The sequence below is a fragment of the Acinetobacter sp. GFQ9D191M genome (assembly GCF_011174875.1).
GTDB lineage: Bacteria > Pseudomonadota > Gammaproteobacteria > Pseudomonadales > Moraxellaceae > Acinetobacter.
In genome coordinates this window covers 96,827-111,385 of the sequence record NZ_JAALGV010000016.1, presented here as the reverse complement: position 1 = coordinate 111,385, position 14,559 = coordinate 96,827, and the positions used below count along the sequence as shown (strand labels likewise).

The 14,559-nt window shown below is 41.4% G+C and carries 15 protein-coding genes; 9 read left to right on the top strand and 6 right to left on the bottom strand.

What is annotated here, in order from left to right; translation table 11 throughout:
* The first annotated feature begins 24 nt into the window (after positions 1-24).
* From G5T77_RS02975 to G5T77_RS02965, 3 genes are all read left to right on the top strand, one after another.
* On the top strand, positions 25-648 hold the full coding sequence (locus tag G5T77_RS02975; RefSeq protein WP_166135996.1) for a cation transporter: 624 nt from the start codon (positions 25-27) through the stop codon (positions 646-648).
* A gap of 249 nt (positions 649-897) precedes the next feature.
* Entirely contained in the window at positions 898-1,089 is a 192-nt protein-coding gene (locus G5T77_RS02970) for a hypothetical protein (RefSeq protein ID WP_227607384.1), read from the top strand.
* 18 nt (positions 1,090-1,107) lie between these two features.
* A complete protein-coding gene (locus tag G5T77_RS02965; RefSeq protein WP_166136002.1) occupies positions 1,108-1,290 on the top strand; it encodes a hypothetical protein in 183 nt (60 codons plus the stop codon).
* A gap of 67 nt (positions 1,291-1,357) precedes the next feature.
* Here the strand turns inward: G5T77_RS02965 and G5T77_RS02960 are convergent, their stop codons facing one another.
* Positions 1,358-3,772: a membrane-bound PQQ-dependent dehydrogenase, glucose/quinate/shikimate family gene (locus G5T77_RS02960; protein WP_166136005.1), complete on the bottom strand. Its 2,415-nt coding sequence runs from the start codon at positions 3,770-3,772 to the stop codon at positions 1,358-1,360.
* Positions 3,773-3,946: 174 nt separating this feature from the next.
* Positions 3,947-4,726, bottom strand: a complete 780-nt coding sequence (locus tag G5T77_RS02955; protein WP_005236496.1) for a ferredoxin--NADP reductase — start codon at positions 4,724-4,726, stop codon at positions 3,947-3,949.
* Positions 4,727-4,831: 105 nt separating this feature from the next.
* On the opposite strand from G5T77_RS02955, the gene tsaA reads away from it, so the two are divergent.
* Complete coding sequence (tsaA, locus tag G5T77_RS02950; protein WP_166136008.1) at positions 4,832-5,539, top strand: tRNA (N6-threonylcarbamoyladenosine(37)-N6)-methyltransferase TrmO; 708 nt, start codon at positions 4,832-4,834, stop codon at positions 5,537-5,539.
* 145 nt (positions 5,540-5,684) lie between these two features.
* Here tsaA and G5T77_RS02945 read toward each other — a convergent pair whose 3' ends face one another.
* Positions 5,685-6,704, bottom strand: coding sequence for a hypothetical protein (locus tag G5T77_RS02945; protein WP_166136010.1), 1,020 nt, complete (start codon positions 6,702-6,704; stop codon positions 5,685-5,687).
* A 130-nt stretch (positions 6,705-6,834) separates the two neighbouring features.
* Positions 6,835-8,100, bottom strand: coding sequence for an MgtC/SapB family protein (locus G5T77_RS02940; protein WP_166136013.1), 1,266 nt, complete (start codon positions 8,098-8,100; stop codon positions 6,835-6,837).
* A 212-nt stretch (positions 8,101-8,312) separates the two neighbouring features.
* Here G5T77_RS02940 and G5T77_RS02935 point away from each other — a divergent pair, with 212 nt between their 5' ends.
* The 4 genes from G5T77_RS02935 to G5T77_RS02920 all read left to right on the top strand — a co-directional run bounded on the left by G5T77_RS02935 (position 8,313) and on the right by G5T77_RS02920 (position 12,665).
* Positions 8,313-10,070, top strand: coding sequence for a GspE/PulE family protein (locus G5T77_RS02935; RefSeq protein WP_166136016.1), 1,758 nt, complete (start codon positions 8,313-8,315; stop codon positions 10,068-10,070).
* A 96-nt stretch (positions 10,071-10,166) separates the two neighbouring features.
* On the top strand, positions 10,167-10,532 hold the full coding sequence (locus G5T77_RS02930) for a NirD/YgiW/YdeI family stress tolerance protein (protein ID WP_125279084.1): 366 nt from the start codon (positions 10,167-10,169) through the stop codon (positions 10,530-10,532).
* Between the two features lie 136 nt (positions 10,533-10,668).
* A complete protein-coding gene (locus G5T77_RS02925) occupies positions 10,669-11,340 on the top strand; it encodes a response regulator transcription factor (RefSeq protein ID WP_034703721.1) in 672 nt (223 codons plus the stop codon).
* Positions 11,337-12,665 (top strand): ATP-binding protein, encoded by a 1,329-nt coding sequence (locus G5T77_RS02920; protein ID WP_166136019.1) that lies wholly within the window; start codon positions 11,337-11,339, stop codon positions 12,663-12,665. The genes G5T77_RS02925 and G5T77_RS02920 overlap by 4 nt, the downstream gene beginning before the upstream one ends.
* 86 nt (positions 12,666-12,751) lie before the next feature.
* Here G5T77_RS02920 and G5T77_RS02915 read toward each other — a convergent pair whose 3' ends face one another.
* Positions 12,752-12,922, bottom strand: coding sequence for a hemin uptake protein HemP (locus tag G5T77_RS02915; protein WP_004784247.1), 171 nt, complete (start codon positions 12,920-12,922; stop codon positions 12,752-12,754).
* 138 nt (positions 12,923-13,060) lie between these two features.
* Between G5T77_RS02915 and G5T77_RS02910 the strand changes: the two genes are divergently transcribed.
* Positions 13,061-13,960, top strand: a complete 900-nt coding sequence (locus G5T77_RS02910; protein WP_125279081.1) for an NUDIX domain-containing protein — start codon at positions 13,061-13,063, stop codon at positions 13,958-13,960.
* 41 nt (positions 13,961-14,001) lie between these two features.
* Here the strand turns inward: G5T77_RS02910 and G5T77_RS02905 are convergent, their stop codons facing one another.
* The gene (locus G5T77_RS02905; RefSeq protein WP_125279080.1) at positions 14,002-14,550 is read right to left on the bottom strand and encodes a tetratricopeptide repeat protein; all 549 of its coding nucleotides are present in this window, start codon (positions 14,548-14,550) and stop codon (positions 14,002-14,004) included.
* Between the last annotated feature and the right edge of the window lie 9 nt (positions 14,551-14,559).

Here is a 14,559-nt window from a genome sequence, read left to right as displayed (position 1 = left end):
GATAAAAAATCATCGGAGAATAATATGGCCTGTAGTTGTAGTCATGAACCCGCGCCGCCCAAATCTAATAGCAAATTTAGAACAGCTTTATGGATTGCATTATTGATTAACCTGACCTTATTTGGTGTGGAGCTGATCGGCGGTGCTTATGCACATTCATCAGCGTTATGGGCAGATGCGCTAGATTTCTTTGGAGATGCTGTGAATTATGGTATTTCTCTGGCGGTGATTGGTGCAAGTCTGTATTGGCGTGCAACAGTTGCTCTGATTAAAGGATTGACCATGGCAGTATTTGGTCTGGTCGTCATTGGCAAAGTAATTTATGCCTTTATGCAAGGTATTCCACCTGAAGCCATTACGATGGGGATCATCGGGGTATTGGCCTTAATCGCAAACGTTGTCACAGCCATAATTTTATATGCTTTCCGGGATGGCGATGCCAATATGAAATCAGTCTGGTTGTGCAGCCGTAATGATGCAATCGGCAATGTGGCCGTCATTTTTGCAGCAGTGGGAGTCTTTGGCACTGGCAGTCTATGGCCAGATGTTATTGTTGCATTCATTATGGCAAGTCTAGGCTTAAGCGCTGGATATCATGTGGTGAAACAGGCTCTAGCTGAACGAGTATTGAAGCATGAGTCAGCCTGATCCTTAATATTAAATTTAATTATGAAAAAGCTGCTGATCAGGCAGCTTTTTATTAGCCTTAAGTCTAAAAAATAGATGAAAAATAAAGCTTTACAAATGCGATAAATTTAGGAAGAATCATGCGCGAAATTTAGAAAAGATTCATATAACTAAACAATTTAAATTTTTTAGTGTTTTTGAGGGGGAGCAATGAGCTTCATAAAACTACTTTCACTTTCAACTATTATACTGATGACTGGGTGTAGTTCTATGGTCGTCACTTATGATGCATCGGGTCAGGTGATTGGATCATGTAAAGCTACACGTGGTCTGCTTTCAACTGCTAGTGCTCATTGTAATGGATCAGGCAATGCAATTGGCGTGAACTACAATACGGTGGATGCCAAGACAGGTTTATTGCCAGTACCACCAAGTCAAAATCAGATTCATTTAGCACCATAAATCTTAGAGGGGAATATCATGAAATTATCAACACTTATTGCATTAGCAGCGACTATTGTACTAACTGGTTGTGCATCAACAGTGACTACATTTGACTCACATGGCCGTATGATCGGTTCATGCAAAGCAGAAAGCGGTTTTATTATCGGTGGTGGTGCAGGCTGTTCAGGTTCTGCAAATCAGGAAGGTCGCGATCGTTAATTTTTAATGACGATTGCAATAAAAAACCGAAGCCTAAGCTTCGGTTTTTTCTTTATTCATCAAAAAATTATTTTTGATCAGGTAAAGCAAAGGCAATAATATAGTCGCCAACATCTTTAGAATGGCTTGCACCACCTGCAGAAATCACAACATATTGTTTGCCAGTTTTTGGAGATTTATAAATCAGCGGTGCAGCAACAGCAGCAACAGGAAGCTCAGCTTTCCACACTTCTTTACCAGTTTTTGAATCCAGCGCACGTAGGTAATAATCCTGAGTACCTGCGAAGAACACCAGACCAGAAGCGGTTGAAGTAGGACCACCTAATGTCGGCATACCTAAAGGAATTGGCATATGGGTTTTCACACCTAATGGACCCAATTCTTTGGCTGTACCCATTGGTACTTCCCAAACGACTTTTTTAGATTTTAAGTCGATGGCAGTCATGGTACCAAATGGTGGTTTATTACAAGGTACACCCAATTTAGATTGCATGATGTCGATTTTTACACCCGCATAAGGACCTGCCAATTGAGGACGTACTGTACCCATAAAGCCAGGGACTTCGTCAGTTGAGATATGGTATTTGTGCATATCTTCTTTACGAACCAATGACATACGAAGTGGCATACGCATATCGTTGACGTACATCATGCCAGTCGATTCATCAATGGAGATACCACCCCAGTTGAAACCACCAAGCAGACTAGGCCATTCGATATATGGTTTTTCACCAGGTGCAGTGTATAGACCGTTATAGACAGAATCTTTAAAGTCAATACGACATGCCAATTGGTCAAAGGTTGAAATCCCCCACATATCTTGTTCAGTGAGCGTTTCATTACCAATTTGTGGCATACCCACAGAGAATGGTTGAGTTGGAGAAAGTTTTTCACCTTCAGCACCATTAGTGTCGACAGGACGTTCTTCAACTTTGGTAATAGGTTTACCAGTACGACGATCAAGGACAAAGATTTGACCCATTTTGGTGGTTTGGATTAACGCAGGTACTTTTTTACCATGATCATCGGTCATGTCATAAAGTACAGGTTGTGACGGTAAGTCATAATCCCAAACATCATGGTGAACTGTTTGATACGTCCAGACAGTTTTACCTGTTGATGCATTGACAGCCACAACGGCAGAACCAAATTTTTCTTTGGCTGCGTTACGGTCACCGCCCCAATAGTCAGGAGGACCATTACCTGTAGGTAAGTAAACCAAATTCAGGTCTTTGTCATAGGTTGGGATAGTCCACATGTTCGGTGTTTCTAAAGTAAAGCCTTTGCCATCTTTAGGTTCACCCACAAGTTCAGGATTACCAACATCCCACGCCCAAGCCAATTTACCAGTACGAACGTCATAAGCACGTACAACACCAGAAGGTTCGCCATGCACAATATCACGTACCCAACCGCCTAATACAGCAACATGGCCGGCAATGAGTGGGGTCGATGTTGGGTGGTAACGTTTACTTTGCTCAGTTGGGCCCATGTCATGTAGAACATCGACTTGACCATTAACACCGAACTCAGGACATAAAGCACCTGTTTTGGCGTTCAAAGCAATTAAACGGCCATCAACAGTAGAAGTCAGGATACGTTGTAGACAAGCTTTAATACCCGGTGCTTGTAAGTCTGCTGCAGTTAAAGATTTGTCTTTAGTTGCATCATAGTAACCAACACCACGGCAAGTGATATGCTCTGCAGTTTTTGCATGTGGATCATATTTCCAAAGTGCTTTACCACTGTCACCATCAATTGCTGAAATGATGTTAGTCGGTGTACATGAATATAAAGTACTACCAATTTGAATTGGTGTATTTTCATCGACACCGGCAGAAGTATCACGACCAGTGTGATAAGTCCAAGCCACTTTTAGATCTTTGACATTTTCAGGGGTAATGTCAGTGTACGGTGCAAAGCGGGTACCGTTACCATTACGACCGAAATATTCCCAGTTGTCTGGGTTTTCTGCATTCGGTTTAGCCAGTGCAGGGTCTTGTACGATATCAACAGGATTGAGGATTTTGCCGTGTGGGAAGAACGCAGCAATCAGGGCTGCGACACAGGCAAAGAAACCGGCAAAGCCAACAAGATTGGCAGCTTTGATTTTTGCAGCATTGAGTGCTGGCAGGCTTTTGCTTGCCCACATGCTGAGGACAAACAGAATAGTTGGAACCACCAGACGTGGGATATATTGCCAGAAGCTCAAACCTTGAACTTCAGCAATAGACCAGAGGAGGGTTGCAATAAAAGTAACAATAGAAAGCCAGAAACCAAAGGCTTTTTTCATCGCATATAAAATGGCGATTGCAACATAGGCAATCCCTGCAATGAGATAATAGCTTGTACCACCGAGGCTGAGTAATTTAGCGCCTTGAATGATCAAGTACAGCGCAACAAGTAAAGTCAGTACGACAACAAAATATCGATAGACTTTAGACCCTGTACGCTCGAGAGAGGAGGGTTGTTCAGTGCTCATACCTTGCCTATAAAAAAACGGCTTGGTTACATAAACGGTGAAACAGGAGAATGGGATCTAAATAGATCGAATTAAAAGTTTACAGAGTTTATGTAACTAAGTCTTTAGCGAGGATAAATCCTCATGAGAAATCAATTACAGTTACATATTCTAACATTTAAGAAGGAATTTAGATTATTTTTCAACGAATGCACGTTCAATCACGTAATCGCCCAGAACGCCCATACGTGGAGATTCTTTCAGACCGTGTTGGTCCAGCAGTGCAGCAACATCGTCCAGGAATGCAGGAGAACCACATAGCATTGCACGGTCAGTTTCAGGATTGAAACGGGGTAGTCCGATTTTCTCGAATAATTGACCAGATTCAATCGCAGTGGTTACACGACCTTGCGTATGGAACTCTTCACGAGTAACAGTTGGGTAATACACTAATTTTTCTTTAGCACCCAATTCACCAAAGAATTCGTGGTTTGGAATTTCGTTAAGAATCAAATCTTGATAAGCCAGTTCTGAGATAAAACGTGTACCGTGAACCACGATGATTTTTTCAAAACGTTCATAAGTTTCTGGATCACGAATCACAGAAAGGAATGGTGCAAGACCAGTACCAGAAGAAAGCAGGTACAAGTTTTTACCTGGGTTTAAGTCATCAAGAACCAGTGTACCTGTAGGTTTTTTAGAAACCAGGATTTCGTCACCCACTTTTACTTTTTGCAGGATAGAAGTAAGAGGGCCATCTGGCACTTTAATAGAGAAAAACTCTAGCTCTTCTTCATAGTTTGCACTTGCAATTGAATATGCACGCATTAAAGGCTTGCCATTGACTTCAAGACCGATCATCACAAACTGACCGTTTTTAAAACGTAATGCAGTGTCACGAGTCGTTTTAAAAGAGAATAAAGTGTCATTCCAATGGTGGACGTGAGTAATCTTTTCGACGTTAAAAGCAGCCATTAAAGGTCTCAATAAGTTATCAAATTAGAACAGGTTGCTATTCTAATCTAAATTCATTCTCTATAAACTGAATATATTTAATTGAGCTTATCAAAAAAAGTGATTATGACCGAACTCACTCTGCCGATTATTGGCTATATGCATTCTCCCTATAAAGAAAAGTTTGGCATCCCGCGTCAGCCTAATTTGGTACAGGTTGAAAGCTATATTGAAATGACCGGTCCATATAATGATTTACTCGCATTTGAAGGCATCGAAGAGTTTAGTCATCTCTGGTTAGTCTGGCAGTTTCATGACAATAAAAATCAGCAGAGCCAGCAATTTCGTCCGCAGGTTCGTCCACCACGTTTAGGTGGAAATAAAAAAATAGGTGTCTTTGCCACCCGTAGCATGTACCGGCCATCACCAATCGGGCTTTCTGTAGTCAAGCTCAAAGAAGTCAAAAAAGTCGGTAAAAATGTCCGGGTTTATGTCGCAGGAAGCGACCTGTTAGATGGAACGCCGATTGTCGATATCAAGCCCTATATTCAGTATTCAGATGCCGTGATTGAGGCACAAAGTGGTTATGCTCAGGACGAACCATCACGTAAGTCCGTGATGTGGAGTAAGGACGCTGAACAGCAAAAAAATTTATTATTAGAAAAAAGAAAAATATCTGTTCAAACGCTGCAAGAACTTGAGGCTGTCTTGTCTCTCGATCCTAGGCCGGCATATCAGGATGATGAGAACAGGGTTTATGGAATGAAGTTTGCGGATTTGGATGTGAAATTTAAGGTTAATACAAATAGTACTTACATCTTAGAAATAATATAAAAGTTTCTACTTTGTATATCTAAGAGCTAATTATTTAAATTACGCTATATAAAGCCTAAGATGTAAAGCTAAAATTTTTAAATATTAAGTAAATAATTTAAAAAGAAAAACCTATAAATTTATAGGTTTTCCTCTCTAATAACTCTTATTTGTAAAGTCCAACTTTTTCAGCAATTACTTTAGATGCAGTTGAATTAAATAAAGAGCATGAAGATTTTTGTAGGTCTATTAATTCTTTTAACAAGATCTTTTGCTCGCCTGATGCAGCGTTGTAAAGTCTGTTTAGCTCAGATATTTCTGACTCAAAATTGAATGACGTTCCTGATTTATAAAAATCTACTTCATAAATATTACTTTTATATTCAGCAAAACCGTTTTCAATGTTTTCTTCATTATATAAGTAAGCTACTGAATCTTTAAATATTCTTTTTGTATAGCCTTTTGGATCTAAAAGAAGTTCTTGCCAATAGCCTTTTAGGTCCTGCTGGATATCAGGTTCTAGTGAATAGTTATATAGTTCAATATAATCTTCAGAATGTTCAGCTTTCTGTATTTGTATACAGGTTGAGCCCTCTGGGAAAGTAGAATTTTTTAGATCAGTATAAAATTTAAGTCCTTTATCGCCCATTGGATAGCTTTCAAGTAAATTATATTTTAATGCAAGAAAATTATTAGGGCTTAAGGCTGCTGCCACATTTTTACCGCTAATATCAAGTGTCTTAAAAGTTAATGTTTCACTCAAACCTTTAGAGTTAATAGATGAATATGGAAGTCTTTTCCAAGTGGTTGTATTGGAGGTAATTGTACCTTCTAATTTGCCATATGATGGGTGGTTAGTGCCTTTATCATATAATCCATTAGCAGTTAAATAAAAAGTTTCACTATTATTCCAGCCTGTTGTTTCGTCTACTTTTATATAGATATTCCCTTGATCAAAGGTTAGCTGTTCAATTTCATAATTTAGATCCGAGTCGGAATATTCATCAATATAGAATGATGACCATTGTTGGAAGTCAGGTTTTGTAAGGGTAGTATTTCCAGTTCCAGTTCCAGTTCCAGTTCCAGTTCCAGTATTACCGCCATTTGAATCAGAAGATGAACCCCCACCACACGCACTTAGCATTAATGTACTGAAAATAGCGAGCGATAAATTTTTTAATTTCATAATAGTCCTTATTAAAATAATTAATTTAAATATTGCTTCTCTTAATTGAAGCAAACTGATTATAGCGAGAAAATATTAGAATTAAACTTGTAAAATATATAAAAATTGATTATTTAAATATACTTAATAGTCAAAAATACATCCACCAAAAAATACCCATCAACACAGCCATATGTAAAATCTGTATGGGTGCAAAATACAACGCGAATTTAAAACCACCTGTTAAGGCTGCATTGACCGATTTAGCCAAAGCATGTGCGCCTAAACCTAAGAGTAAGGCATAGATCAAACGGGTATTGGAGGGATCTCCTTGAATGACCACACTGGCCATTGCGGCATGAATTTCAAATAAGGATGCAAATAAAGTACCAGCAAGAAGACCAGCATTGCCCAGTAATATTTCCAGACCGTAAACTCCAGCCTGAATCAGGGTTAATGCGGCAGCGATAATCACAGCTTCTTTGAGACTAAACATCTTACTGTCAGAAGATTCCGGAGACTCCTGATTTTTAGCAGGTTCAGCTTTATGTAATAATATAAATGCACATGCAGCCAGAATAAGCATAGCGACTAATGAAGGGAGGAGCAGAATTTTTAGCCAATCCCAGGAAACGCCTCCCACTACAATAAACAATAGAACTAATGTCGAAATGCAGGACATCAGGGCAGCGCCAGCATTGGATTTTGCATCCATTTCACCTTTGCGCACCTGTATCCCCAGTTGAGCAATAGTAGCGGTACTAGAAACAAAACCTGAAGCAATTGAAGACAGCATCAAAGCATTTTTAGTTGAAAAGAAACGTTTAGCGATATGTGCCAAAGCTTGAACTACCAGTATGAGAGTTACTAATTTTAAAATCAGATAAGGGTTCAGCACTTCACCCCATAAAGGCCGGTCAGGGGTTAGCGGTAAACCAATCAGAATCAAGGCTAATAATAGTAATCCATCCCTAAATTCAGCCTCAGTAATCCACTGTCCGGCAATATTATGCATAGAGTGTTTGGCCATTAAAATTATCGTGATCAGAACTGCTAGTCCTGCAGCCAGAGGAATATTCCATAAACAAATCGCCCCAATAAAATAGGTCATGATAAAGGCCAATTCGGTGGTAATCCCCGGATCTTCTATCTGGTTTCTAATAGAAAAAATGACAATACCGCCAATAATGAGTGCACCGGCCAGACCCATTGCCATTCCGAATAAAAAGCACAATGCGCCTAATAAAGCACAGATCGCAAAAGAGCGTAGCCCGGCAAAACTGGCCTGTTCTTCACGCTGTTTATGCCGTTCACGTTCCAGACCAATCAATAAGCCACATCCTAAAGCGGCGGTCAGGAGGGTAAGCAGCTCATGAAAGGAACTACTTTCATTTAAGGGAACTACGTTTAAATCCATACCCGGTCTCAGCGATTGAATAAGATATCCTGATTGAAATATAGGCGAAAAATTGACACATCGACAAGCAGAAAAAGGTTATGACCTAAAACCCATGTGATGTGTTTATCATTTATGAGAAACAATATTGCTTTTAAGTTTGGAAGTCGCGATGGAATGCGAAAAACAGGAAAAACTTGTTATAGTGGAGGCAGTTTTGGGGACCATCGATCATGAAATTTGATTTTGAAATTGATACAGGCTGGTGTTTGGATCAGCTTTTAAAAGACGGAAAAATAACTGAACGTGACCGGATGCGAGTTCAGACCACACATCGTCAACGTGAACAAATAAAATGGCATCCCTTGCAATGGATCGCGCACTTTAGTCTGGTTGATCAGTCCCATCCTCAAAGTACTTTGACACTCAACCGCTTATGCCAGTGGCTGGCAGAAAAAACCGGTTTAATGTTCTATATTATCGATCCGCTCAAAGCTGATGTGCAGGCCTTGACCAATGTTATGTCACAGGAATATGCATTGCGTAACCGTATTCTGGCAGTAGAAATTCAACCAGATAAAGTTCTGATTGCTACAGATCAGCCTTATAAAACTGAATGGGTCTCAAACCTCGAACAGAATATTGCACCAAAAAAAATTGAACGGGTATTGCTCAATCCGGAACAGCTCCAGCGTTATATTGTTGAGTATTATCAGGTCAGTCGTGCAGTCAGTGGCTCGCAAAAATCATCTGCTTATGACAGGGAAAATAAAGGCGTAGAAGCCTTACTGCAACTAGGTGATTCACAGAATCCGGATGCCAATGACCAGCATATCGTGAAACTGGTAGACTGGGTGCTGCAATTTGCCTTTGAGCAGGGTGCCAGTGATATTCATATGGAACCGCGCAAAGACACCGGCAAGATCCGTTTCCGGATTGATGGAGTATTGCATACCATCTATAACATGCCAGCCAATACCTTGACCGCAGTTATTTCCCGAATCAAGATTCTGGGCCGGATGAATGTGGCAGAAAAACGTAAACCACAGGATGGTCGTTTAAAAACTCGGACTCCAAAAGGGCAGGAAACAGAACTGCGTTTATCGACCTTACCCACCGCATTTGGTGAAAAGCTGGTAATGCGTATATTTGACCCAGAAGTTCTGGTCAGAAGTTTTCAGCAGCTCGGTTTCGAAGGGCATCTGCTCAATGACTGGAATAATCTGACCAGCCATAGTCACGGTATTATTCTGGTCACCGGACCGACCGGTTCTGGTAAAACCACCACACTGTATTCCACTTTAAAGCAGCTTGCGACTGAGCAGGTGAATGTCTGCACGATTGAAGATCCGATCGAGATGCTGGAACCAAGCTTTAACCAGATGCAGGTCAATAACGGAATTGAACTGGGCTTTGCAGATGGTGTACGTGCACTGATGCGTCAGGATCCTGACATTATTATGGTCGGCGAGATTCGTGACCAAGATACGGCCAATATGGCGATTCAGGCAGCATTAACCGGTCACTTGGTACTTTCTACCCTGCATACTAATGATGCGCCGTCGAGTCTGACCCGCTTGCATGATCTGGGCGTACAACCATTTTTAACAGCAGCGACTATCCTGGGGGTTCTGGCTCAACGTCTGGTGCGTAAGCTATGCCCACAATGTAAGCAGGAGAGTTTCCTGGATGAGCAGGAATGGCAACATCTGGCAGTGGACTATCCTTTACCACGCCCAGAATTTGTTTTTAAAGCAGTCGGTTGTGAAGAGTGTCGCCATACCGGTTATAAAGGCCGAATCGGGATTTATGAATTTATGCCGCTCAGCCTGACCACCAAGCAATTGATCGGAGCGGATGCTAACCTGAATCAGTTACGTCAGCAGGCAAAAAAAGAAGGGGTGGAACCTTTACGGATTGCCGGTGCTCGCAAGATTCTTGAAGGGGTCACCACGCTTGAAGAAGTCTTAAGAGTTGTGCCATTAAATTAAATTCTGAAGATGAAGTAATCTTAAGATTCAATTCATCTTTGGCTGTTTTAATAGCATTATCGAAACAGGGCAAGGCTTTAAAAAGAGGTAACTGCAATGAAAATGATGATGAATACTATTTTAGCAGCTGCATTAATGGGTTCAATTGGGACTGTCGCAGTTGCGAGTAGTGAAACTGCGGTGAATCAGGCTGCATTTGCTAAAACGACTACAGTTAAGCAAGCGTTGACCATGAAAGATGACAGCAAGGTTCAGCTGAAAGGATATGTAGTAAAAGCTGTCGGTGATGAAAAATACCAGTTCCGTGACAATACTGGCACCATCACTGTCGAAATTGATGATGAACTTTGGCAAGGTAAACCAGTATCAGCTAAAACACCTGTGGTAATCATTGGTGAAGTAGACATTGACTATAAACCTGCGAAACGTGTTGAAATTGATGTCGACCAAGTTCAGTTCTAATTCCAGCATGATTTCCTGAACTGAATCTGAAGACAGCAACAAAAAACCACATGCAAGTTACCAAAAAGCATGTGGTTTTTTTGAGTCTAAAACTTTTTCAAGGCAAGATAGAAAGATAAAATAAGCGGAGCATAGCATGCGTATTCTTTTGGCAGAGGATGATGAATCTCAGGCGGAAAGTATTCAAACCTGGCTGGAAATGGACGGTTATGTAATTGATCGGGTCGATCGAGGGGATCATGCCATTCTGGCAATTGAACAGCATCAGTATGACTGTATTTTGCTGGACCGTGGCCTGCCGAATGCAACCGGAGACGACATTCTTAAAAGCTTGCGCAATAAACAGAAAGATACACCTGTTATCTTTATCACCGCCAAGGACAGTATTCATGACCGGGTCGCAGGACTTGATTTGGGGGCCAATGATTATCTGGTAAAACCCTTTAGTCTGGAAGAGCTTTCCGCTCGCGTGCGTGCCCAGCTCAGACAAAAACAGCAAACGCCAAATCATATCCTGGAATGGCAGGATCTTAGTCTGGATACTCAGGCCAAGACCGTAATGAAGGCGGGACAGAGCATTAATCTGACTGCAAAAGAATTCCAGATTTTATATAAGCTGATGCAAAAACCAGAACATATCATTACCCGGGAGCAGCTGGAGGAATCCCTCTATGCCTGGGGAGACGAAATCGAAAGCAATGCGATTGAAGTCTTTATTTATCAGCTACGTAAAAAAATTGGCAGTCAGATGATTAAAACCATTCGTGGCTTGGGCTACCGGATGCATAAACCCGAGGCCTCCATATGAAGGCACCCATTTCCCTGCAAAGTCGGCTGATTCAACATGCCATGTTCAGTTCCATACTGGCAGGATTTCTGGCGTGGCTGCTGTTATTGGGAATTTCCAGTTATCAGGCGATTGATTTGCATGATGACCTGATGGAGGAAATTTCAGAGTTACTTTTAGGAGATGTGAACCAGGCCAAAAATACGCAGGTTGATGAAATCAGTGAGCAGTTTGATATTCAATATGCCTTACTACTGAATCAGCAGGTACTGACCACTTCAATTGATGATGAACTGATTAATGAGATACCACTTGCACAGAAAAATGGATTTCACTTTGATTATGAAAATGGTCATTTTATTCGCATCCTGATTGCTGAAGATCAAGACTTGAAAGTGAAAGTGGTACAACCGCTTTCGGTACGCTTTGATGAGCTTTGGCAAACGACTTTAGGTTTCGCCGGGATTTTATTTATCCTATGGATATTACAGTGGCTGATTTTACGTTTTGCCATTAAGCGGCAATTAAGACCTTTAAATAAAATTTCCCGAGAAATCGGTTCTAAATCTGCACAGGATCTCACTCCGGTTCAAAGTCCTGATCCTGAAATTACCGAACTGCAACCGATTGTCCGTCAGCTGAATGCTATGTTGAGCCGTTTAGAAAAATCATTGGCTGCCGAGCAACGTTTTACTGCCGATGCTTCGCATGAGTTGCGTTCCCCATTGTCTGCCATTCAAATGCGTTTACAGGTGCTTAAACGTAAATATCAGGAAGATGCCCAACTTAGGCAAGCGTTACAGATGATCCAGAATGACGTCAACCGCGGAACGCAGATTCTGGAAAACTTACTGCTATTGGCTCGGCTTGATCCAGAACATGCAGAGCAGCTTCCCAAACAGCAGGTGAATCTTAAAGTATTGGTTCAGGAGGTCTTACAAGCTTTACAACCTTTTGCTCAGGAAAAAGAGATCCACTGGAACTTAAAACTTGAAGATGCAGTGATTGAAGCAAATGCAGAGCTGATTTTTAGCTGTATCCGCAATCTGGTTGATAATGCCATTCGTTATACGCCGATGCAGGGACAGGTCGAAATCAGGACGATAGTTGAAGGTCAGAATCTACAACTTATGATTGAAAATTCGGGAGAGGGAATTCAGGAAGAAGTTGTTCAACGTTTAGGTGAGCGTTTTTACCGCGCCTTGGGCACGCGAACACAAGGTTCAGGTTTGGGATTGTCGATTTGTCAAAAGATTATGCAGTTACATACGGCCAAGATTGATTATGCGCCGTCAGTTTTGGGTGGGCTTAAAGTTTCATTAATAATTTTTCAATCTGAAGAATAAAGATATTAGATATAGCAATTAAAAAAAGCAGTATGCGCTGATTCATACTGCCTGTTCCCACGTTTATTATTTTTGGAGTATTTAAATTACTTAGTCAGGATGAGACGATTGTTACGAGTCAAACGTAGACGGTATTCTTCACCCGCATGCATGATCCGGATTTCTCGTCCTAGCGCAAATAAATTGTTCGAATGCAACATCGGTAGCGCATGCTGAGTATCATTATTGCGGGTAAATAGGCTAAATGGTGCGTTCATTCCGTCGACTCCGTGGTGTGTTTTGGATTGATTTAAATGATAATCATTATCGAATAGATCTGTCAACGAATAATTGCTGCATTTATAAAAAACTCTAATTTGCTTACAATCTGTAAAACTTCAATAGTTCAGAACATTATGTCTAAAGCCACAATTCATGTCGCAATCGCTATTTTATTTCATCACAATCAGGTTCTGGTCGGTTGGCGTGAAGCTAAACAGCATCAGGGCAATAAATATGAGTTTCCAGGCGGAAAAGTAGAACAGGGCGAATTGCCTATAGAGGCATGTCGACGTGAAGTGATTGAAGAAGTCGGAATTGACATCGAACAATGGCAGGCTTTTGATTTTATTTCGCATGAATATGAAGATGTCATCGTCAATCTGCATATTTTCCATGCTTCGGTTCAGCCAGAACAATTAGCTGGAATCAAGCAGCCTTGGCGCTGGTATAGCCGGGATGAACTCAGTGAACTAAATTTTCCTAAAGCCAATCAGGCCATGATTCAAAAGCTGCAATGGCCGAGAAAGATCAAAATTTCTGAAGACTTGAGTCACCTGAATAATCTGGAAACAGACCAGATGCTGTATTGGCGAGTAATGGCCAGCCCTGAACACATTAGCCAGTTACAGCAGATTCCAGTCGATCAGTTATCCAGATTGATCATTAATCAGGAACTTTGGTCACAATTGAATGAATTGCAGCAGCAAACCATTCGTACGCTTCACCTGAAACAGTCTCAATTGATGCAACTGCAAAAAGGGGAGTTAGCTGGTGGCTATCGTTATCTTGCAGCCTGTCACGATCTGGAAGCATTAAAACATGCAGAAAACATAGGCTGTGAAGCAGCTTTACTCAGCCCGGTACTGGCAACAGAAACACATCCTGATACCGCAGCTTTAGGCTGGGAAAAATTTAAACAGATGGCTGAACAGGTACAAATTCCTGTATTTGCCTTAGGCGGTATAAAAGCTGAAGATCTAGACCATGCTCAAAACCAGCATGCTTATGGGATTGCAGGGATCCGTTATGTTTAAGTCAGAAACTTATTATAAATAACCGGGCTCACGCCAGGGCCTTAAAATTTCTTTAAGGCCTGCTGAGCTTGCTGAATAGCTTTGGTGTTTTTTTGCAGTTGAGCTGCTTTCAGGCGCACCTGCCAGAGCTGCTTTTTCATTGCATTGGTCTGCGCATAGCTCAAACCACGTAAGGCGAAAGCATCTGCACGGGCCGGCTGGTTTTTACGGTTTGCGATCAAGCCAAGATACAGATAAGTTTCTGAAGCTTGGGGCGCCAAACGCTGAGCTTGTACTGCAGAAGTTTCAGCTTGATTATATTGCTGCTTGCTATAGGCCTGCTGAGTTTGCTGCATCAATTTTTTAAATGCAGGTAAGTTACGTCCATCATCAAACTTTTGTGCCTGAGGCTTTTGCTCAGGGATCACAATCTTCTGACGTTTAATCTCCGGTCGATCATAGGGCGTAATCACTACACCATCAGGTGTAGAGGATTTTGGTTTCTGCTGAACCGGAGGTTTGGTAGGAGCCGCAGGCTGTTCTGGCTCCGACATGCTTTGGCAGCCCACCAGACCGAGGATGAGCAGACCAGGAATCAATTTTCTTAACATAAACATAGA

Excerpts from the sequence above, each read along its gene's own strand:
- G5T77_RS02975 (WP_166135996.1), top strand. The coding sequence starts at position 25 with ATGGCCTGTAGTTGTAGTCATGAACCCGCGCCGCCCAAATCTAATAGC.
- G5T77_RS02965 (WP_166136002.1), top strand. The coding sequence starts at position 1,108 with ATGAAATTATCAACACTTATTGCATTAGCAGCGACTATTGTACTAACT.
- G5T77_RS02905 (WP_125279080.1), bottom strand. The coding sequence starts at position 14,550 with ATGTTAAGAAAATTGATTCCTGGTCTGCTCATCCTCGGTCTGGTGGGC.
- G5T77_RS02930 (WP_125279084.1), top strand. The coding sequence starts at position 10,167 with ATGAAAATGATGATGAATACTATTTTAGCAGCTGCATTAATGGGTTCA.
- G5T77_RS02955 (WP_005236496.1), bottom strand. The coding sequence starts at position 4,726 with ATGGCTGCTTTTAACGTCGAAAAGATTACTCACGTCCACCATTGGAAT.
- G5T77_RS02960 (WP_166136005.1), bottom strand. The coding sequence starts at position 3,772 with ATGAGCACTGAACAACCCTCCTCTCTCGAGCGTACAGGGTCTAAAGTC.
- tsaA (WP_166136008.1), top strand. The coding sequence starts at position 4,832 with ATGACCGAACTCACTCTGCCGATTATTGGCTATATGCATTCTCCCTAT.
- G5T77_RS02945 (WP_166136010.1), bottom strand. The coding sequence starts at position 6,704 with ATGAAATTAAAAAATTTATCGCTCGCTATTTTCAGTACATTAATGCTA.
- G5T77_RS02920 (WP_166136019.1), top strand. The coding sequence starts at position 11,337 with ATGAAGGCACCCATTTCCCTGCAAAGTCGGCTGATTCAACATGCCATG.
- G5T77_RS02935 (WP_166136016.1), top strand. The coding sequence starts at position 8,313 with ATGAAATTTGATTTTGAAATTGATACAGGCTGGTGTTTGGATCAGCTT.
- G5T77_RS02915 (WP_004784247.1), bottom strand. The coding sequence starts at position 12,922 with ATGAACGCACCATTTAGCCTATTTACCCGCAATAATGATACTCAGCAT.
- G5T77_RS02970 (WP_227607384.1), top strand. The coding sequence starts at position 898 with ATGGTCGTCACTTATGATGCATCGGGTCAGGTGATTGGATCATGTAAA.
- G5T77_RS02910 (WP_125279081.1), top strand. The coding sequence starts at position 13,061 with ATGTCTAAAGCCACAATTCATGTCGCAATCGCTATTTTATTTCATCAC.
- G5T77_RS02940 (WP_166136013.1), bottom strand. The coding sequence starts at position 8,100 with ATGGATTTAAACGTAGTTCCCTTAAATGAAAGTAGTTCCTTTCATGAG.
- G5T77_RS02925 (WP_034703721.1), top strand. The coding sequence starts at position 10,669 with ATGCGTATTCTTTTGGCAGAGGATGATGAATCTCAGGCGGAAAGTATT.